The organism is Engelhardtia mirabilis (assembly GCF_007748095.1).
GTDB lineage: Bacteria > Planctomycetota > UBA1135 > UBA1135.
This window is the reverse complement of record NZ_CP036287.1, coordinates 2,290,429-2,311,167: the sequence shown is the minus strand read 5'-3', so window position 1 is coordinate 2,311,167 and position 20,739 is coordinate 2,290,429. Positions and strand designations below refer to the sequence as shown.

15 protein-coding genes are annotated in these 20,739 nt (G+C 68.9%); 9 read left to right on the top strand and 6 right to left on the bottom strand.

Going from position 1 to position 20,739, the window contains the following annotated elements:
• Nucleotides 1-55 precede the first annotated feature (55 nt).
• Nucleotides 56-2,719: a hypothetical protein gene (locus Pla133_RS08445; RefSeq protein ID WP_145064478.1), complete on the top strand. Its 2,664-nt coding sequence runs from the start codon at nt 56-58 to the stop codon at nt 2,717-2,719.
• Nucleotides 2,720-2,904: 185 nt separating this feature from the next.
• Nucleotides 2,905-3,627, top strand: a complete 723-nt coding sequence (locus Pla133_RS08440) for an HAD-IA family hydrolase (protein ID WP_419192250.1) — start codon at nt 2,905-2,907, stop codon at nt 3,625-3,627.
• A gap of 221 nt (nt 3,628-3,848) precedes the next feature.
• Here the strand turns inward: Pla133_RS08440 and Pla133_RS08435 are convergent, their stop codons facing one another.
• Genes Pla133_RS08435 through Pla133_RS08415 form a run of 5 tightly spaced genes read right to left on the bottom strand, consistent with a single transcriptional unit; the run spans nt 3,849 to nt 11,620 of the window.
• The gene (locus tag Pla133_RS08435; RefSeq protein WP_419192249.1) at nt 3,849-4,850 is read right to left on the bottom strand and encodes an ABC transporter ATP-binding protein; all 1,002 of its coding nucleotides are present in this window, start codon (nt 4,848-4,850) and stop codon (nt 3,849-3,851) included.
• Complete coding sequence (locus Pla133_RS08430; protein WP_145064475.1) at nt 4,847-5,884, bottom strand: ABC transporter ATP-binding protein; 1,038 nt, start codon at nt 5,882-5,884, stop codon at nt 4,847-4,849. Before Pla133_RS08430 ends, Pla133_RS08435 begins: the two co-directional genes overlap by 4 nt.
• Nucleotides 5,885-5,886: 2 nt before the next feature.
• A complete protein-coding gene (locus Pla133_RS08425) occupies nt 5,887-7,692 on the bottom strand; it encodes an ABC transporter permease (protein WP_145064474.1) in 1,806 nt (601 codons plus the stop codon).
• 10 nt (nt 7,693-7,702) lie between these two features.
• Nucleotides 7,703-9,181 (bottom strand): ABC transporter permease, encoded by a 1,479-nt coding sequence (locus tag Pla133_RS08420; RefSeq protein ID WP_145064473.1) that lies wholly within the window; start codon nt 9,179-9,181, stop codon nt 7,703-7,705.
• Between the two features lie 54 nt (nt 9,182-9,235).
• On the bottom strand, nt 9,236-11,620 hold the full coding sequence (locus Pla133_RS08415; RefSeq protein WP_419192248.1) for an ABC transporter substrate-binding protein: 2,385 nt from the start codon (nt 11,618-11,620) through the stop codon (nt 9,236-9,238).
• A 359-nt stretch (nt 11,621-11,979) separates the two neighbouring features.
• Here Pla133_RS08415 and Pla133_RS08410 point away from each other — a divergent pair, with 359 nt between their 5' ends.
• The 5 genes from Pla133_RS08410 to Pla133_RS08390 all read left to right on the top strand — a co-directional run bounded on the left by Pla133_RS08410 (nt 11,980) and on the right by Pla133_RS08390 (nt 18,993).
• Nucleotides 11,980-13,821, top strand: a complete 1,842-nt coding sequence (locus Pla133_RS08410; protein WP_419192247.1) for a peptide ABC transporter substrate-binding protein — start codon at nt 11,980-11,982, stop codon at nt 13,819-13,821.
• 129 nt (nt 13,822-13,950) lie between these two features.
• Complete coding sequence (locus Pla133_RS08405) at nt 13,951-14,937, top strand: ABC transporter permease (RefSeq protein WP_145064470.1); 987 nt, start codon at nt 13,951-13,953, stop codon at nt 14,935-14,937.
• Nucleotides 14,937-16,883 (top strand): ABC transporter permease, encoded by a 1,947-nt coding sequence (locus tag Pla133_RS08400; RefSeq protein ID WP_145064469.1) that lies wholly within the window; start codon nt 14,937-14,939, stop codon nt 16,881-16,883. The genes Pla133_RS08405 and Pla133_RS08400 overlap by 1 nt, the downstream gene beginning before the upstream one ends.
• 2 nt (nt 16,884-16,885) lie before the next feature.
• Complete coding sequence (locus Pla133_RS08395) at nt 16,886-17,971, top strand: ABC transporter ATP-binding protein (protein WP_145064468.1); 1,086 nt, start codon at nt 16,886-16,888, stop codon at nt 17,969-17,971.
• The gene (locus Pla133_RS08390; protein WP_145064467.1) at nt 17,968-18,993 is read left to right on the top strand and encodes an ABC transporter ATP-binding protein; all 1,026 of its coding nucleotides are present in this window, start codon (nt 17,968-17,970) and stop codon (nt 18,991-18,993) included. Before Pla133_RS08395 ends, Pla133_RS08390 begins: the two co-directional genes overlap by 4 nt.
• A gap of 28 nt (nt 18,994-19,021) precedes the next feature.
• Here Pla133_RS08390 and Pla133_RS08385 read toward each other — a convergent pair whose 3' ends face one another.
• Entirely contained in the window at nt 19,022-19,387 is a 366-nt protein-coding gene (locus Pla133_RS08385; RefSeq protein WP_145064466.1) for a hypothetical protein, read from the bottom strand.
• 173 nt (nt 19,388-19,560) lie between these two features.
• Here Pla133_RS08385 and Pla133_RS08380 point away from each other — a divergent pair, with 173 nt between their 5' ends.
• Complete coding sequence (locus tag Pla133_RS08380) at nt 19,561-20,283, top strand: HEAT repeat domain-containing protein (protein ID WP_145064465.1); 723 nt, start codon at nt 19,561-19,563, stop codon at nt 20,281-20,283.
• 54 nt (nt 20,284-20,337) lie between these two features.
• On the top strand, nt 20,338-20,736 hold the full coding sequence (locus Pla133_RS08375; protein ID WP_145064464.1) for a hypothetical protein: 399 nt from the start codon (nt 20,338-20,340) through the stop codon (nt 20,734-20,736).
• The last annotated feature ends 3 nt before the right edge of the window (nt 20,737-20,739 follow it).

Genomic DNA, 20,739 nt, shown 5'->3' with positions numbered 1-20,739 from the left:
CTCACCGCCGCGAACGACGAGCCAGACCGGACCCAGAAGCCCCATGCGAGAACCGATGAGGAAAGTCGCCTTCGCGCTGTCCCTGAGCGCATTGACCCTCGCCTCCTGCAACGCTGTCGGTACGCCCGACGGCGGCAGCACGAACAGCGACGGCACCGACATCGAAGCCACCGACTCGAACGGGCCGGCGGAGGGTGCTGAAACTGCGGACGCCGGCGCGACCGATGCTTCGGCCGGTAGCGGCGGCATGTCGCAAGATGGCTACCTCGACAAGGAGATCGGCCAGATTGCACTACGCGATCAGAAGCGAGCCATCATCGCCGAGGAACTCCTGCTCACCGCTCGAGACAAGCGCTCGCGCCTGCGTTTCGACGAAGCAGCCGAGGCCCTCGAGAGCGCGCTGCTGCTGACGCCCGACAACCAGGAGATCCGAGAGGAACTCCTGGAGGTCAAGCAACTTCTCGGAGACACCCAGGGCGTGGCTTCGGCAGCGACCGACGACCTCGAGACGCGCTGGAACCTGAAGCAACAGGAGCTACGCGCCAAGGCCGAGACGGCCCTCGAGAACGGTCAGCGAGAACTCGCCCGCGGCAACTACGACGCCGCCATCAACGAGTTCGTCCTCGCCCGAGAGCACGCGCGTTTCGCGCCGGTCGAGATGGCCGACGACGGCATCGCCGAGCGGGCCGAGTCGCTCCTGGCCCAGGCTCGCACCGCACGCACGGACGCCGCCGAGTCCGCACGCGCCAAGGCTGAGGAGCAGACCGCTGCACTGCTGCGCCAAGAGCGTGAGGCCGAGGACGCCCGCCGCGCCAACCGTGTCAACGCCGTCCTCGAGCAGGCCATCGGAGCCTTCGATGCCGGCGCCTACGATACCTCGATCGAGCTCGCCGACCGCGTGCTGCAGGAGGATCCGCGCAACGACCGCGCGATCGAGCTTCGCGATGCGGCCTTCCAGGCAGGACGCAAGGAAGTTCGCGAGAGCTACATCGAACGCAAGCGCGAGCAGTTCCAGCGTTGGGAGCAGGAGATCCGCGCCCTGCGGATTGCGGATACCGAGATCATCGGCCTGCCCGACGCGGAGTTCTGGGCCAAGATCAGCGAGACCCGGGGTCAGGCGACCCTGAGTGGTGGCAGCCAGACGTCGGCCGCCGACGTGGCCCTGCGCGCCAACCTCGCACAGCGCTCCATCCCTGGCCTGGTGGTTCAGGACGAAGAGAGCCTGAGCGCGGTCATCAGCAACCTGCGCGCTATCACGGGCCTGGCCCTGGTGGTCGACGCCGCCGCGGAAGAGGCGGCCTACGACGAGGGCGTGATCTTCGACCTGCGCCTCGAGAACCCCATGTCGGTCGACAAGGTCTTGAACCTGATCACCGACCTCGCCGGCGAGCAGGTGACCTGGACCGTGCGCCACGAGGCGGTCCTGGTCACGACGATCGAGAAGGCCCAAGGCGACCACGTCCCGCAGGTCCACGACGTCCAGGACATCCTGTTCGCGCTGACCAACTTCCTCAGCCCCCGTCTCGAGCGCCTGCGCCTGTTCGAAGACATCGAGGACGACGACGGTGGCGGTCCCTTCGGTGGCCTCACCGAGGGTCAGACCCTGATGGAGCCCGACACCCTCGAGGGCCTGGTGCGCGAGAACGTCGCCATCGGTACTTGGGACAACGACGGCGTCAGCCTGCAGGTGCTCGACACCGGCTACCTCGTCGCGGTCCACACCAACGAGGTCCAGGCCGAAGTTCGCCAGTTCCTCGACGACCTGCGAAAGTTCAACTCGTCGCTGGTGACCATCGAGTCGAAGTTCCTGACGGTAGCCGACAACTTCATCCAGGAGATCGGCGTCGAGTGGCGCGGTCTGGACAACCCCGGTGATCCCTTCACCGACCTGGACGACGTCACCAACGGTCTCGACGACAACGCCAACGCCGGCTTCGACAACGGTGGCGGGGGCGTCAACGTTTCCAACGCCGCGGGTCCGCCCAGCGCAGGCTTCTTCTACGACGACGGTGGCGACGGCGACTTCAAGGGCAGCACGTCGAACATCTTCGGCACCTCCCTCGGCAAGGCCCTGTCCACCGTCGGCGGGATGACCACCCAGTGGACCGTGCTCGACGACGCCCAACTCTCCTTCATCCTTCGGATGATCGAGAAGGACGAGCAGGTCGAGGTGGTCAACGACCAGACCCTGAGCGTGTTCAACACCCAGCGCTCCTACGTCTCGGTCATCAACCAGCGCGCCTACATCCAAGACTTCGACGTGGAGGTCGCGACGGCCCAGGCCATCGCCGACCCGGTGATCAACGTGCTGATCGAGGGCGTCGTGCTCGAGGTTCGCCCGACCATCACCCAGGACCGCAAGTACATCCGGATGGAGATCCGCCCCACGGTTGCCGAGGTCGTCAGCCTGACCACCTTCTCCACCAACCTGGGTGGTACCGTCGGTCAGCCGGTGGAATTCGAGCTGCCCGAGCTCGAGGTCCAGCACATCGCCACGACGGCGGTCATTCCGGACGGCGGCTCGATCCTGCTCGGCGGTCTCAGCCGCGTGCGGAACATCGAGCGTCGCGCCGAAGTGCCGTGGCTGGCGAAGATCCCGATCGTCGGCTTCTTCTTCAAGGAAGAGGGCTACAGCGACGAGAAAGAAAGCCTGATGATCCTGCTCAAGGCCTGGATCACGGACGTCCAGGAAGAGATCGCCCGACTCGAGCGGCGTTGATCCGCTCCCCTTCCTGACATCGACCCGAGCGGGGCCCGCTCCTCAGACGAGGAGCGGGCCCCGCTCGCGTTCGGCGAGGCGCATAGACGGTGGCCCGAGGCAGGATCGGTCGCCCTGTGTCAGAGCTGCATCGGATCGATCCTTGCCGATGGCAATCCAAGGGTCCGCCTGGGACCATGCTGCCCATGGCCCGACTGGACGCCGTCCTGTTCGACATCGACGACACCCTCTTCTCGACCACGGAGTTCGCCCAACGGGCGCGCCGTGCGTCCGTCGAGGCCATGGTCGCGGCGGGACTCGATGCCGACCCCGACCAAGTGCTGGAAGAGCTCGGCGAGATCATCGGCGAGTTCTCATCGAACTACGACCGCCACTTCGACCAACTCCTCAAGCGGGTCAAGCCCGAGGGGCTCGGCGGACGCAACCCGGCGATCATCGTGGCCGCGGGGATCGTGGCCTACCACGACACCAAGTACCGCGAGCTGAAGCCCTTCGACGACGTGCTCCCCCTGCTGGAGGGGATCGAGCGCGCCGGATTGCGCCGGGGGATTGTTACCCACGGCTGGACGACGAAGCAGGCGGAGAAGCTGGTCCGACTGGGCCTGGTCCCCCACCTCGATGCCGACGCGATCTTCATCTCCGACCAGATCGGGATCGCCAAGCCCAATCCCAAGCTCTACCTCGCCGCGCTGCGCCAGATGGGCTTGCCGCCGAAGCGCGTGATGTACGTGGGCGACAGCCCGCAGCACGACATCGCTCCGCCCAAGTCCTTGGGAATGGTCACGGTCTGGTCCGAGCGCGCCGCGAAGCACCGACTCGAGGGCACCGGGATCGAACCCGACCACGTGGTCTCGGACTTCGAGCAGCTCCGCCAGATACTGCGGGACGAGTACGCCGTCCCGCTCTGAGCCGCCCGCGGTCGCGCTCCTCGCTGGATGAGCTCGATCGGGTAACGACTGAGCGCCCGCCAACGCACGACGTGAACGCGACGCGGCACGCGCGTGGCCTGAGGCGTTCGTACGGTGCCAGGCACGAAACCGCCGCCTGAGCGCCACTCAGATCACCGCTTTCGGCGGTGATCTGAGTGGCGCTCAGGCGGCGGTTTCGTGCCTGGCACCGTACGAACGCCTCAGGTCAGCAGATGACAGGCCGCCGTGTGGGTCGTCGAAACCGCCACCTGGGACGGGTAGGTTTCGCGGCAGCGCGCCTCGGCAACCGGGCAACGCGTGTGGAAGTGGCAGCCCTTGGGCGGGTTGGCCGGCGAGGGCACGTCGCCCTTGAGGAAGATGCGCTCGCGCTTGGCCGTCGGGTCCGGAACGGGCACCGACGACAGCAGCGCCTTCGTGTACGGGTGCGCGGGCGACTCGAAGATCTCCTTGGTGTCGCCGATCTCGACGATGCGACCGAGGTACATCACGGCGATGCGGTCGGAGATGTACTTCACCACCGAGAGGTCGTGGGCGATGAACAGGTAGGAGAGACCGAACTCGGCCTGCAGGTCCTTCAGGATGTTGATCACCTGAGCCTGGATCGAGACGTCGAGGGCGCTGACCGCCTCGTCGCAGACGATGAACTTCGGCCGCAGGGCCAGGGCCCGAGCGATGCCGATGCGCTGACGCTGGCCGCCAGAGAACTCGTGCGGGTACCGGTTCGCCACGGTCGGGCGCAGGCCCACGTGCTCGAGCAGCTCCGCGACCTGGCGCTCGCGCTCGTGCCCCGAAGCGACCCCGTGAACGTCCAGGGCTTCACCGATGGCGTTGCCGATGGTGAGGCGCGGGTTCAGGGAGGCGAAGGGATCCTGGAAGATGATCTGCAGGTTCCTGCGCTGGACGCGCATGGCCCGGTTGCTGAGCTCGAACAGGTCGATCGGGCGCTCGTTCGGCTCGGGCCGGAACAGGGCCGATCCGCCCGTCGGGTCGAGCAGCCGCAGCAGGGTCCGCCCGGCGGTGGTCTTGCCGCAGCCGGACTCCCCCACCAGGCTCAGGGTCTCTTCGCGGTGGATGTCGAAGTCGACCCCGTCGACGGCCTTCACGTCGCCCACGTGGTGCTGCAACACACCGCGCCTGATCGGGAAGTACTTCTTCAGACCCCGGACCTCGATCAGCGGGGCGGTCTTGGTGGTGGCGCTCACAGCTTCTCGGCCTCCTCGAGGTGGTGGCAGGCGACGGTGTGACCGCCGTCGCTGTCGAGCGGCAGCAGGGGCGGCTCGACCGACGCGCAGAGGTCGGTGGCGATGGTGCAGCGGGTCCGGAAGCGGCAGCCTTCGGGGAAGCGCGTAGCCGCCGGGACGATGCCGGGGATCGTGCTCAGCCGCTGCCCCGGCGGGGCGAGGTCCGGCAGGGAGCGAAACAGCCCGATGGTGTAGGGGTGCCGCGGCCGACCGAACAGCTCCTCGACGCGCGCGTACTCGACCACCTTGCCGGCGTACATCACGGCCACGTGGTGCGCCGTCTCGGCGACGACCCCCAGGTCGTGGGTGATCAGCAGCACGCTCATACCCGTCTCGTCCTGCAGCTTGCGGATCAGGTCGAGGATCTGGGCCTGGATCGTGACGTCCAGGGCCGTGGTCGGCTCGTCGGCGATCAGGAGCTTCGGATCGCAGCTCATGGCCATGGCGATCATGACCCGCTGCTTCATGCCGCCCGACATCTCGTGGGGGTAGGCGTCGACCCGCAGCTCGGGGCTGGGGATGCCGACCTTCTCGAGCATGTCGATGGCGTGGGCCCGCGCAGCGTGCTTGTCGATGCCGCGGTGCAGCATCACCGTCTCCATGATCTGGTTCCCGACCGTGTAGACCGGGTTCAGGGCCATCATCGGCTCCTGGAAGATCATGGCGATGTCGTCGCCGCGGATGCGGCGCATCTTCTCCTCGGACAGCTTGACCAGGTCCTGGCCCTCGAACTTGATGTGGCCGCCCACGATCTTGCCGGGGGGGTCGGGGATCAGCCGCATGATCGAGAGCGAGGTGACGCTCTTGCCGCAGCCGGACTCGCCCACCACACCGAGGGTCTCGCCCTCCAAGATCTGGTAGCTGACCCCGTCGACGGCACGCGCGGTGCCCTCGTCGGAGAAGAAGTAGGTCTGCAGGCCCTGAACGTCGAGCAGAACGCGCTTCTCACCCGAAGCGCTTCCGTGTCCGGCGGCCGTCGTCTGTTCGGAAGCCAAGGTCAGACCTTCATCTTCGGATCCAGGGCGTCGCGGATGGCGTCGCCGACGAGGTTGTAGCAGGTGACCGTGACGAAGATCAGGACCCCGGGGAAGACCTGCACCCACCAGAACTCGGGGCTCTTGGACTCGTTCACCAGGCTGCCCCAGGAGGCCTCCGGGTGCTGCACGCCGAAGCCCAGGAAGCTGACGGCCGACTCGGTCAGGATGCCCGACGCCACCGCGAAGGCGGCGCTCACGAGCACCGGGCTCAGGGCGTTGGGCAGCACGTGGCGGAAGATCGTGCGCAGGTTCGAGAAGCCCAGGGCCCGGGCGGCGAGCACGAACTCCTGCTCACGCAGGCGCAGGAACTCACCGCGCACCAGGCGCGCCGTGCCGGTCCAGCGCACCAGGGCGATCACCACCACCACGATCATGATCGGCGGGATGCCGACCTTGTTGGGGTCGATGAAGGCCAGGGAGGCCAGGATCAGGAAGAAGGCCGGGATCGACTGCAGCACCTCGATCACGCGCATGATCACGACGTCGACCCAGCCGCCGAAGTAGCCGGCCAGGGAGCCGAGCACGACGCCGATGACCGTCAGCAGGAAGGCGGAGAGGATGCCCACGGCCAGGCTGACGCGACCGCCCCACAACAGGCGTACGAAGAAGTCGCGCCCCAGCTCGTCGGTGCCCGCCAGGTGGCGGTGCGGCGCGTTGGGCCAGGCCTCGCCGAAGCGCACCTCGGTCGGCGTGGGCGGCGGCAGGTAGCCGGTGATCGGGTCCGGCTTGGCGACCCGCAGGCCGGTCATGTACCGGCCGTTGGAGTCGAGTCGCGAGCTGGCGAGCCAGGTAGGCGGACGGAAGTTCTCTTCGTTGTGGGTCTCGGAGTAGCCGATCGGCACCGGCGCCAGGAGCGGGGGCTCGACGGCCACCATCGTCCCGTCGGTCAGTGCGCGCTTGTAGGGCGACAGGTCGAAGGCGGGAGCGCCACCACCGATCAACGCGGCCCACAGGAGCCCGGCCAGGGCGGGGACGCCAATGACGAGCGCCAGCTTGTAGCGCCTGTGGTCGCGAATGCGCTCACGGTCGCCGCCCAGCCAGCCGCGGTTCCACACCTTGCTCCAGCCCGGGTAGGTGACCAGCATCACCCAGAGCACGATGAAGACCACCGAGCCCCAACCGAGGCCCTCGGCCAGGGGGTAGCTGCGGTGGGCGATCAGACGCTTGCCGGTGCTCTCGGCCGTCGGCTTCGGGCCGGTCGAGACGTACTCGGCGCTGACGGCCAGGGCGGCCGACGCGAGGCTGTCGAGTTCCCCTTGCGGCGGAGCCCGGCCCTCCCTGGCGCTGGCTACCAGCGATTGGAACTCGGCCTCGAGATCGTTGAGCGCAGGGTGCTCCTGCGCGGGCAGGTAGGTCCGCATGGTCTCGATTCGCACCGAGACCGCCTCGAGCTCGCGCTCGCTCGCCGTCGCCGCCTGCTCCAGATCGGCCTCGGTCTGCGCCGCCGCTATGCGATCGACCGCGGCGCCGACCAGGCCGCCGATGGCGCGGTTCGCGCGCTCGTAGCCGCCGTAGTCGATCGCCACCAGCTTGTAGGGCCGGTCGTTGCCGATCAGCGGCGCGAAGATCGCGAGTCCGTAGAGGACCGCGAGGACCCACATGCCGAACTTGAACATCCCGCGATGCGCGAGCTGCTCGAAGACCAGGTCCCAGTAGTCCTTGGAGTAATTCGCGCCCTCGTCGATCAGCCGTGCGGGCCCACGCGGGCCCGGGCTGGAGCTTGTACGGGGGCCCGGATCGGGGCTCTCGCTGACGATGCTGCTCATGGATCTTGGCCTAGCTGTGCCGGATCCGCGGATCCACGAGGGAGTAGGTGATGTCGGACAGCAGGATGCCGATCTGGGTCATGATCCCGACGAAGATCGTCGTCGCCATGACGATGTAGAAGTCCCGCCGCAGGAGCCCCTCGTAGGCGTACTTGCCCATGCCGTTGATGTCGAACACAAGCTCGACGATGACCGAGCCGCCGATCAGGATCGGCAGGATCGACGCGAGCAGCGTGATCACGGGGATCATCGAGTTGCGTAGGGCGTGCTTGTAGACGACCACGTTCTCGCTCAGCCCCTTGGCCCGCGCAGTGCGGATGTAGTCCTGGCGGATCACGTCCAGCATGCCGGCCCGCATCTGGCGCGACAGGTAGGCCAAGCTGACGTAGGTCAGGGTCACGATCGGCAGGATCGAGTGCAGGACCGTATCCCAGATGTACTGGCCGGTCGTGAAGGTGTCGGCGTCCTTGTCGTGCAGCCCGATCACCGGCAGGAGATCCACGCCGGTCTTGCCGAACAGGAGGATCAGCATCAGACCGGCCCAGAAGGTCGGGATCGAGTAGAGGATGAACAGGCCCGTGGTGGTGAGGGCGTCGATGCGCGTGCCCTGACGTCGGACGCTGAAGATGCCCAGGGGCAGGGCGATGAAGTAGCCCAAGAGGGTCGAGACCAGGGCCAGGGGCACCGTGACCTTGAGGCGCTTGGCGAGCTCCTCGGCCACCGGCGTCTTGGTCTGCATCTCCTTGCCGAGGTCGAAGAAGTACAGCAGGCCGCCCCAGGGATTCTCGCCACTGTTCTTCACGCGGTCGCCACCGCCCGCGGTGTAGTACCAGCCGAACCAGTGGTCGATCAGCAGCTGTCGGGGCGCTTCCTCCTCGACCGAAACCGGCACAGCGGGCTCGTGACCGGTGACGGCGACCAGGGCATCGTTCAGCAACCGCGCCCGGGTCGGCACGTCCGCTCCCCGCGCCCGGCGCACGGCGTGCAGCTCGGTCAACAGGGCCGGGATCGCGTCGTCGCCGAAGCCGGCGACCTCTGCCACCGCGGCGTCCGTGTCGGTCGCGCCGAGGAGCCCCTTCACGGCGGTGTCGATCTGCGTGCGGCGCTCGTCCGAGGTGCCCGGCAGGTAGTCGATGTCGAGGGCCTTGCCCACCACCACCTGCCCCACGCCGTCGACCTCGATCCGCTCGGACTCGCGCTCCGTGTAGGGCGACGAGAACCAGGGATGGCCGTCCCGCAGCAGGTTGAACGGCCCCATGTAGTTCACGAACTGGACCACCACGTTGCGGTCCAGGCCGAACTCGCGCCGGAAGGCGTCGATGCGCGCGCCGGCGTCGGAGCCCTGGGACATGTTGCCCCCGGAGCTCATGCCCATCATGACCGTGGCCGGGTCACCGGGGGCCGCGTGGTAGATCCCGAAGATGACGAGAGCGACCCCGAACGTCGTCGGGATCATCAGCAGCAGACGCCGCAGGATGAACGCAAGCACGAAGGGTCAGACCTCGTTTTCGTGGCGGAAGGGAAACCCTGGTGAGACCACCACTCAGCGATTCGGGCGCGTGCCCGGCTCGCTCGGGTCGACGAAGTACCAGCGCCGGATGGAATAGCCCGGGTCGATCGCGAAGGCCTGGAAGCCGCGGATGCGCTTGGACATCGCGAACTTCTGCGGGACGTTGTAGCCGAACAGGTAGGGCTGCAGGTCGTAGAGGAAGCGGTGGATCGCCTTCCAGATCTCCTGGCGCTTGTCGAAGTCGACTTCCCGTTGGCCGGCCAGGATCAGCGCGTCGAGCTCGGGCTCCTGGACACCGGAGTTGTTCGAGCCCTCGACCTCGGGCGCACCCCACTTGCTGTGCCAGACCTGCTCGGGGTCGCTCTCGAGCTCGGGCACCCAGGCCAGGTTGCACCCGTCGAACTCGCGCTTCTTCATGCGGTCGAGGAAGGTCGCCCACTCCAGCGCCGCGAACTCGAGCCCGACGCCGATCTCGCCGAAGCTCTCCTGCATGACCAGGCCGAGGGACTTCGAGGCGTCGTTGCCCGAGGGCATCATGAACTCGATCACCAGGTCGCGGCCGTCGCGGTCGACGATGCCGTTGCCGTCGCTGTCGAAGAAGCCGGCCTCCTCGAGCAGCTCCCGCGCCCGCTCTGGGTCGTGGGGGAAGGGCTTGACCGAGTGGTCGTAGCCGGCCGAGTTGTAGGGGAAGGGCCCCGTGATCTGGCGCGCCAGGTTCTTGTAGTTGGTGATCAGGTAGTCGTCGAAGGGGAAGGCGTGGGCCAGGGCCTGGCGCACGCGCTTGTCCGACAGGTAGGGCCGCTGGGTGTTCCAACCCGTGTAGCCGTAGCTCCCCAGGTACTTGTAGCCCTTGTAGAACTGGGAGACGAAGTCGGGCTTCTCGGTCGCCGCGCCGAAGTAGTCCGTCGACTTGACCCGCTCGAAGTAGTCCAGCTCGCCGTTCAGGAGGGCCTGGAAGGCGGAGTTGTCGTCGCCGATGTAGCGCCAGCGGATCGTGTCGACGTAGCCGCCGTTGTCGGGATCGAAGTAGCCGTCGAAGCGCTGGGCCTCCACGTAGGACTGGTTCCAGTCGGTGACCCGGTAGGGACCCAACCCGATCCAGAGCTGGTTGTGGGGGTTCTCGTTGATGTGCTCGGCCTGGGCCGCCTCGGTCGCCTCGGGGTCGTACCAGGGGCAGTCGGGGTCCGACAGGTCGTAGATGTGCGAGGGCAGGATCGTGAGGTTCGCGCCCAGGGTGTGGATCGTCGAGAAGTACTGCTCCTGGTAGAAGAAGCGCACCTCGTGGTCGCCGAGCACCTCACAGTCGGTGACCTTCTCGAAGTTGAAGCGCTTCTCGTCGCAGTCGACGCCCATGTTCGAGTAGAGCGCCCACGAGAAGTAGACGTCCGCTGCGTCCATCTTCTGGTCGGCGATCGAGTAGGCCGCACCGTTCGCCTCCCCCGCGGCCGGATGCCAGAGGGCATCGTCGCGCAGCTGGTAGGTGAGGACGCAGCCCAGCTCGACGCTCATCACGTCGCCCGCGGGCAGCTCGATCAGGGACTCGAGGGCCGACCCACCGTCCGTCTGAGGTTCCACGCGCCAGCCGCCGTCCGCCAGCTCGGTGACCTTGCCGTACAGCACGTGGCCGTCGAAGGGCTCCTCGAAGCCCAGCGGCCGCACCCGCAGGGGCTTGGCGTCGTCGTAGCGCACCTCCGCACCGTCGGCGAGCACCACCATGTCCTCGACCTGGTAGCCGGTCGCCAGGCGCGGCTTGTAATCGTGGTACTCCCAGTCCTGGGGGGCCAGCGTCTCGTGGACCTCGTAGAGCATCCGCCGGGTGACGGCGGAGTTCTCGGTCACGTAGTTGGTGTGCTTGGGCAGGTTTGACAGGTGCACGATCACCCGCCCGCCGTAGAGGGGGTCCGGCTGGGCCGGCGTCGAGCCGTCCGCCAGGAGGCGATTGTCCGGGTGGAAGACGTCCACCGGGGCGGCGCCGGGGCCGGCCTCGTCGGTGGTCTTGGCCGGCGCAGGCCTGGTGCCGCCGGTGTTCCGCCCGCCGCCCGCGCCCCCGCTGCTCGCTGCGCCGCCCGCGGCGATCGAACTCCCGGAGTTCGCCGCGCCCCCACCCGGGGCGTAGGAACCGGGCGCGACCATCATCGGCATCCCGCCACCGCCCGACTCGCGGCGGTCCAAGTGCACCCGGACCGCCCCGTCCTCGATCTCCAGGGCCCAGAGCTGCCTCTCCTCCATGACGTCCGTGAGCTTGTTCACGAGCGCGACGTTGGCGTCGTCCTGGCGGGTGACCGCCGGCGGGGCCTCCCAGCCCTCGGACGAGCAGCCGCTCAGGAAGCCCGAGAACAGGACGGTCGGCAGCAGGAGGGGCGAAGCGGGCGCGAGGCGCCGCAGCGCCGAGGACGCAGGCCGGGCGGCGTCGTACATAGCGTTGTGGTTCGGAGTCGGCGTGGCTGTCGGCCGGGCCGGAGAGGGTCTCGCGTGCCCAGGGAGGGGTGCGGGGGCCCACAGGATACGCGCGCGGCGGCCCCGTTGCCCGCCCTGATCGCGGGCGAGGGGTCGGCCGAGGTCGAACACGAGCCCTCGCTCACAAGGCCCTACCCACGGACCGACGGGCCGCCGACAATCCCCCGCGACGATCGCTCGGCCCTGGGCACACCGATGCGAACTCGTAGCCACAAGTCGCTCCATGCAAACGACTTAGACGCCCACAACGGGCACGCACCCGCGCTTCCCTCGCCGCCTCACGCAGAGCCATGGCGAGTCAACCCGCTAGCATCCACCGCATGCGTACTTCGGGACAGGCCGCTTGGATCCGCACCGTGGTCCCCATCTCACTGCTCGCCGGCGCCATCGCGCTGGGGACGCGGATCACGACGACCACGCGGCTCGAGCCGGCGGACTTCACCTTCATCAACGGCACCGAGGTCCAGACCCTCGACCCGGCCACGGTCACCGGCGTGCCCGAAGGCCGCGTGCTGCGGGCGATCTTCGAGGGCCTGACGGTCAAGGACCCGGCGACCCTGGAGCCGATGCCTGGCATGGCCGAGACCTGGGAGATCTCCGAGGACGGCCTGACCTACACCTTCCACCTGCGCCACGGCGCCCGCTGGACCAACGGCGACGAGGTCACGGCCCAGGACTTCCTCTACTCCTGGGAGCGCTTCCTCAACCCGAGCACGGCCGCGGAGTACGCCTACCAGCTCTGGTACGTGAAGGGCGCCAAGGCCTACTCCACCGAGCTCGATGACCAGGGCCACCCCTTGCAGCCCTTCGACACGGTCGGGATTCGCGCCCTGGACGACCACACCCTCGAGGTGGTCCTCGACCAACCGACGCCCTTCTTCATCCAGTTGACGGGCTTCTACCCCCTCTTCCCGGTCAACCGGCGCTGCATCGAGGAGGCCCAGGAGCTGTACCCGGACACCTGGCAGTTCGAGTGGCTGCGGCCCGAGAACATCGTCACCAACGGCCCCTACCGGGTGGTCCAGCGACGGGTCAACGATCGCATCCGCCTGCGCAAGAGCGACAGCTACTGGGACCGCGACAGCGTCGCCTTCGAGACCATCGACGTGCTGGCGGTCGAGCAGTACCTGACCAACCTGAACCTGTACCTCCAGGGCGACGCGGACTGGATCAACTTCATCCCCAACCAGTTGATCGAACGCCTGCTGCAGCGCGAGGACTTCAACCCCACGCCCTACTTCGGCACCTACTTCTACCGCGTCAACACCACGCGGGCGCCGATGGACGATCCGCGCGTGCGGCGCGCCCTGGCGCTCTGCATGGACCGCAACGCGATCACCAAGTACGTGACCAAGTCGGGGCAGATGCCGTGGTTCTCGCTGGTGCCCTACGGCATGGCCGGCTACACGCCACAGCCCCTACCCCACGCGGCGCAGGTCGGCGAGAACTGGGAGTCCGGCCTGCAGAAGGACATCGAGACCGCCAAGGCGCTCCTGGTCGAGGCGGGCTACGGCCCCGACGGCAAGACCTTCCCCACGATCGAGATCCACTACAACACCAGCGAGACCCACCGCGACGTGGCCGAGCTGGTGGCCGACGGCTGGAAGCGGCACCTGGGCATCAACGTCAAATTCCTGAACCAGGAGTGGAAGGTCTACCTCGACACCCAGAACACCCTCTCCTACGACGTCTCGCGCGCGGCTTGGATCGGCGACTACCTGGACCCGAACACCTTCCTGGACATGTTCGTGACCGGTGGCGAGAACAACAAGACCGGCTGGGGCAACGCGCGCTACGACGAGATGATCGAGCTCGCCAAGCGGGAGACGGACCCGGAGCAGCGCTTCGAGTACTTCTACGAAGCCGAGCGCGTGCTGACCGACGAGCTGCCGATCCTGCCGATCTACTCCTACACCACCCAGAGCATCATCAACCCGCGGGTCGGCGGCTTCCCGGGCAACCTGCTCGACGAGCAGTTCCCCAAGTGGTGGTACTTCCGCAGCGACGAAGAGCTGGCCGCCGCGCGGGCGAGCCAGCCCCCGGAGTGGGAGCTGGTCGACGCTCCCGGGCCCGCCGACGGCCTCTATCCGCCCAATGCCCCCGCCGGCGTGTTCCCGGTGGGTGATCCCCGCCGCAGTCTCTCTCCCCTCCAGCTCGACTGACGCGGACGGTCCCTCTCGCGGACGCCTCCGTTCGCGAGAGACCTCGATCGCGGCCCTCCCGGACGGGTTGACGAAGCCGCCCCGCCCCCGCCCTCGACGCAGCGCCACCAAGCCGCCCCACCACGGACGATGCTCCAGTTCCTGTTCAGACGCCTCCTGTGGTTCGCGATCACGCTCTTCAGCGTGGTCACGATCTCCTTCTTTCTGATGCGCGCCGTGCGCGGCGGACCGTTCGACAACGAGCGCGCCCTGCACCCGGCGATCGAGGCCAACCTGGAGGCGCGCTACCACCTCGATTGGCCGGTCTGGAAGCAGTACCTGCAGTACGTGGGCCCGTTCAACCTGGACCACGAGGGCCTGGTGCTGTTCGGGGGCGACAACTCGAATGTGTTCGGCGGTGTGCTGACCGGTGACCTGGGCCCCTCGTTCAAGCTGCGCGACTACACCGTCAACGACATCATCGGCCAGTCCCTGCCGATCTCGATCGCCCTGGGTTCGGTGGCCATGGCGATCGCCCTGACCCTGGGCCTGACCGCGGGCATCGTCTCGGCCCTGCGGCGCGGCACGGCCCTCGACCTGGGCATGCGGCTGTTCGCCACCGTCGGCATCGCCCTGCCCAACTTCGTGATCGCGGCCTTCCTGATCATCATCTTCGCCTTCCAGCTCGAGCTGCTGCCGGTGGCGGGCTGGGGCAGTCCGCGCTACCTGCCGCTACCCGCGCTGGCCCTGGGAGCGCCCTTCGCGGCCTACATCGCGCGGTTGACCCGCACGGGCATGCTCGAGGTGCTCAGCGCCGACTACATCCGCACCGCCCGCGCCAAGGGCCTGCCCGAGTGGCTGGTGCTGCTGCGCCACGCGATCAAGGGCGGCATCCTGCCGGTGGTCTCCTACCTCGGCCCGGCCACGGCCGGCATCCTGACCGGCAGCCTGGTGATCGAGCGCATGTTCGCCATCCCGGGCACCGGCTCGCACTTCGTGGGCAGCGCGCTCAACCGTGACTACACCCTCGCGATGGGTGTGACGATCCTCTACACGGTGCTGGTCTACGGGCTCAACACCCTGGTCGACCTGGCCTACACGCTGCTCGACCCGCGCATCGAGTTGGAGAACTCCTGATGGCCTCCAAGCACAAAGAGGCCGCCGGCTACGACTCCGGCAGCGGGCGCTTCGACCTCGACGCCGGCCAGCTCCAGGCGCTGTTGAACGAGGCCAAGCGCTTCAAGGGTGAGAGCCTGTGGCAGGACGCCTGGCGCCGGCTGGGCCGCAATCGTGGCGCCTGGTGGAGCCTCGTGTTCCTGACCCTGTTCGTGGGGTTGAGCTTCTTCGCGCCGGTCCTGCCCCTGCCGTCGCCGATGGCCCTGGACCCCCAGTCCGAGCCCCAGCCGCCCTTCCTGCCCTGGGAGGCCTCCCCGCGCCTGCCCGAGAACCTGCCCCCCGGGCGCAGCTTCGAGTTCGGAACCGGCGCCACCTCGTCCCTGGGCGCCTTCGCCGACAACGCCTGGCGCCACCGCACCTTCCTCGACTTCCAACTGCGAGCGGAGTGGCTGCCCGGGGACCCGCCGCCGGGCGGCGACGAGCTGCGCGACCTGGTCAAGGCCGCTTCGGGCCGCTCCAGCGCCGTCTTCGTCAAGGATGGCGACGAACCCGGCACGGTGATCGAGCGCCACGCCGTGCCCCTGCGCGACGGCGACCGGGCGCGGGTCGAGTACCGCCCCACCGGCTTCGACGGCACCGCCCAGGTCCTGGTCGTCGGCCGCGACGCTGGCGCGCGCGAGGCCTGGGTCGACTTCGAGGTCGACCTCGACCGCGGGGCACTGGAGTCCTACGAGGTTCGCACCTCCGGCGACGGCATCGAACTGGTCTACACCCTGGGCGACGAGGGCGACCAGTTGCGCGACCGGCGCTACCTGGCCGAGGTCCGAGGCGCTGACGGGATCACCGTCACCCGACTTCGAATCGACGGCGAGCGGGTGCCGCTCAGCTGGTCGGTCGACGGCGGCGCGGACCCCGCCGGCCTCGACGGTCAGACCGACGCCGCGGACGACCTCGTGGCAGCCCTGGAGAGCGCCGATCAGATCGACCTGCAGCACCTGTCCGAGCTCCAGGTGGTCTCCCAGGACGGCGAGCGCTCGATCGTCGTGCGACGCCAAGCGGTCCCCGCCATCGGCCAAGAGGGTCACAACCACGCGGACCTGGCCCGCGCCGTGCGCGCCGAGATCGCCTCCCGCGGCTCGCGCGCGGCGCTGCTGGAGATGTCCCACCTGGACGGCATCTGGGACCTCAATCCCCTGGACCGCGCCCTGGTCTGGGTGCGCACCAAGGTCTTCGGGCTGTGGCAGACCGGGCCGCTGCTCGGCACCGACAACAAGGGCCGCGACCTGCTCGCGCGCATCGTCTGGGGCAGCCGCATCTCGATCCAGGTCAGCCTGGTCGCGACCCTCTGCTCGCTGTTGATCGGCGTCACCTACGGCGCCTTCAGCGGGCTCGTGGGCGGCCGCACCGACAACCTGATGATGCGGATCGTCGACGTGCTGTACTCGGTGCCGTTCATCTTCGTGGTGATCTTCCTGATCACCCTGATCAACGAGTACCGCACCGACCTGGCGGACTACGGCATCGGCTACATGACCGTGTTCTACGTGGTCATCGGCGCGATCTACTGGCTGACGATGGCGCGCGTCGTGCGCGGCCAGGTGCTGAGCCTCAAGAACCAGGAGTTCGTGGAAGCCGCGCGGGTCCTGGGCGCCTCGACGCCGCGCATCCTGTTCGTGCACCTGGTGCCCAACGTGCTCTCGATCGTGATCGTCTACCTGACCCTCACGATCCCGGCGGTGATGCTATTCGAGGCCTTCCTGTCGTTCCTGGGCCTGGGCGTCGAGCCACCCAAGGTGAGTTGGGGCCTCTTGGCCGTGGACGGCACCGAGGCCATCAGCGCGGTCAAGACCTTCTGGTGGGTCGTGGTCTTCCCGGCCATGGCCATGGGCTCGACCCTCTTGGCCCTCAACATCCTCGGCGACGGCCTGCGCGACGCCCTCGACCCGAAGCTGCGAGGGAAGGACTGACCATGGCCGACGACCAAACGACGATCGCCGTGCACCACACCAAGCCCGTCCTCGACGTGCGCAACCTGGGCGTGCGCTTCGACTCCCACATCGGAGCCGTGCGCGCCGTGCGCGACGTCAGCTTCACCCTGGAGCCCGGCGAGACCCTGGGCATCGTGGGCGAGTCCGGCTCGGGCAAGTCCGTCACCAGCCTGGCGATCATGGGCCTTCTACCCATGCCGCCGGCGGTGGTCGAGTCCGGTGAGGTGCTGTTCGACGGCCGCGACCTGTTGACCCTGCCCCAGCGGCAGATGCGGAAGATCCGCGGCGGCGCGCTGTCGATGATCTTCCAGGACCCGATGACGTCCCTGAACCCGCTCCTGACGGTGGGCAAGCAGCTGGGCGAGGTGCTCGCGATCCACGAGGGCCTGCGCGGGCGCAAGGCGCGCGCGCGCTGCGCGGCGGCCCTGGACAACGTGGGCATCCCCAACCCCGAGCAGCGCCTGGCGGCCTACCCCCACGAACTCTCCGGCGGCATGCGCCAACGCGTGATGATCGCCATGGGGCTGCTCTGCAACCCCAAGGTGCTGATCGCCGACGAGCCGACCACGGCCCTGGACGTCACGATCCAGGCCCAGATCCTCGAGCTGATGCAGCGCCTGCAGGCGGAGCACGGCACGGCGATCGTGCTGATCACCCACGACCTGGGCGTGGTCGCCGGCATGGTCGATCGGGTGCAGGTGATGTACGCCGGTCGGGTGGTCGAGAAGGCCCCCGCCGACCCGCTCTTCGCCCAGCCGATGCACCCCTACACCCGCGGGTTGCTCGCCAGCATCCCGACCCTGGAGGGCTCGCCGGGTAAGCGCCTGTTCTCCATCGACGGTCAGCCGCCGGACCTGGCGGACCTGCCGCCGGGCTGTTCCTTCGCCCCGCGCTGCACCCTGGCGAACGAGCGCTGCCGCGAGAGCGAGCCGCCGCTCGAGCTTGCCGGCGAGGGCCAGGGCGTCCATCGCCGCTACAGCGCCTGCTTCGAGCTCGACCGCCTGCTGCTCGACTCCAGGGCCTCCCTGCCCGCCCCGACCAACAGCGCCGAAGAGGTCCAACGATGAGCCGTCCGCTGCTCGAGGTCACCGACCTCCACAAGCACTTCCCCGTTGGCCACAAGGGCATCTGGGGTGAACCCGCGGGCTACCTGCACGCGGTCGACGGGGTTTCCTTCGCCGTCGAGCGCGGCCAGTCCCTGGGCCTGGTCGGCGAGTCCGGCTGCGGCAAGTCCACCACCGCCCGCGCGGTGGTCGGCCTGCACCCCGCCACCAGCGGCTCGATCCGCTACGAGGGCAACGAGCTGGTCGGCCTCTCGCGCCGCCGCATGCTGCCCTACCGCCGGAAGATGCAGATGATCTTCCAGGACCCCTACGCCTCCCTCGATCCGCGCCAGACGGTAGGCTCGATCCTGACCGAGCCCCTGCGCATCCACCGCACGGTCAAGCCCCGCCAACGGCGCCTGCGGGCCCTGGCACTGCTCGACGCGGTGGGCCTCAACCCGCGTCAGGTGAACCGCTACCCCCACGAGTTCTCGGGGGGTCAGCGTCAGCGCATCGGCATCGCGCGCGCCCTCGCGCTCGAGCCCGACCTGATCATCTGCGACGAGCCGGTCAGCGCCCTGGACGTGTCGATCCAGGCCCAGATCCTGAACCTCCTGGCCGACCTGCAGGAGCGCTTCGGCCTGGCCTACCTGTTCATCGCCCACGACCTCGCCGTGGTGCGTCACCTGTGCCAGCGCGTGGCGGTGATGTACCTGGGCCGCATCGTCGAGATCGCCGACCGCGACGAGCTGTTCGAGAACCCGCGCCACCCCTACACCAAGGCGCTCCTGTCGGCGATCCCCGTCGCAGACCCGGTGGTCGAGCGCGCGCGGCGCCGGATCGTGCTCGAGGGCGACGTGCCCTCGCCCTTCAACCCGCCCTCGGGCTGTTCCTTCCACCCGCGCTGTCACCTGCGCGGCGAGGTCGAGGGCGAGCGCTGCTCCACCGAGCAGCCGCACCTGACGGCCCTGGCCGGGGCGGGCCGCCGCGAGGCCTCCTGCCACCTGGTGCAGCTCGAGGAGGCGCGCGTCCCGGTCGGCGGCTGAGCCCCCAGCGCGCCGCCGCCCGCGCGCCTCAGCGGTCCGGTCCGATCCGATCCCCGGCGGCCACCAGCACGTTCAACGTCGTGTCCCCCGCGAGCATCGGCGCCACGTCGACCGCGATCACCAGGGCGTCCTCGCCCTCCCCGCGCACCAGCACGAGCCGCGTGGTGGAGCGCTCGATCCACCCCTGCCCCACGGCCCCGGCCCAGGCCTCGAACAGGGTTTCGTCCCCGTCCAGCGGCACCGGATGCAGCTCTCCATCGGCTCCGGTGAAGGCGTAGCTCGTCGCCCGGTCGAAGGCAGCCCCGGCGCTGTCCGTCGGCGGCGTCGCGGCGCAGGCGCAGCACAGGAGGAGCGCGAGGGGGATCGAGGCGATCGGACGGCGACGGCGAATCACGGGACGTTCCTTCGACAATCGGTTCTGCGCGGGGATCGCACTGCGTGGGCCACCCACGGCCGTCGAGACTAGCGCCCCCAGCGGCGCGGCGCGCCGCCGCTTCCGGGTCGTTACGCTCCCGGTACCGCGCCTGGGCGGGTGCAATTGCCGCGCCCCCACGCCAACATCGCCCCATGACTCGCGCCCACCGATCGCTCCTGGCCGGACTCGCCGTCCTGCCGTTCGCCGTCGGCTGCGCGGCGTCGCAGGACGACCCCGTCGACAACCGGGAACGCCTCTCCGAGCTGGCCGCCATGGACGCCGCGCCGGCGACGGACGCGGAGCTCGAGGCCGCGCGAGACTACCTGCGCGGACTGGTCCAGTCCCTCAGCTCGAGTGATACAGGGGCCGTCCGCGACTGGAGCGAGCGCGCCGGCCGCCCGCCGGCTCCCAAGGTCCTGGCTGCCCTGGTCGACCGGCGCGACGCGAGCCTCGGCGCCGTGTCACCGGACGGCGTTCCCGGCCTGTACCTGGCCCAGATGGTCAACGGCGCCGACGACCCGCGGGCGGTCTCGGCCGTCGTCTCGCTGCTCTACGACCTGGATCCCCGCTGGCGCGTGTTCGGCTGCGAGGTGGTCGCGCACCTCAGCGGGGTCGAGGCCAAGTCGGCCCTGCGTGAGACGCTCGAGGACCGCGACCCGGCCGTGTCCGAGGCGGCGGCCAGTGCCCTGGCCCAGCTCGGGGACCCGGTGGGCCTGCCGATCCTGCTCGACGCCGGCCGACGCTGGGCGGACGCCGGGTCCGTCGGAGCCCTGCCCTACCGCCACCACTTCGCGCGCCTCGCGAAGGCCGACTTCGGCGACGACTTCGCGTCCTACGAGAAGTGGTTCGAGCTCCACCCGCCCGCGGTGCGCTGAGGCGCACCGACCCGCTCCCGATCGCCCGTACTCCCCATCGACCGCGCTGAACACGTGACCGACCCGGCCCCGCTCCCCGACCCCCTCTCGCCGACCCTGCTGCTGTTGCCGCGGCTGGTGGGCACGATCAGCCTCGCGATCGCGATCGGCCTGGCGTTCACCGCCCCCGACCAGATCGAGATGCGCTCGGTCTGGTGGTCGATCTGGATCTCGACGGCCGCCACGGGCTTGTTGGCCTCGCCCCTGACCATGCTGCTGCTGTGGCGCAACGGTCGCAGGATTCCCCTTGTCGACAGCGACGGTGAGCCCCAACGCGACCCCCGCGGCCGGCCCCGGACCCGCCGTGTGGAACGGCGCGGGAGCCGCGCACTCCTGAGAGGTCTGTTGCTCGAGTCGGCCACACTGCTGGTGCTGGTGGTGACCCTGCTCGCTGTGGTCGGTCTGGGCGACTGACGC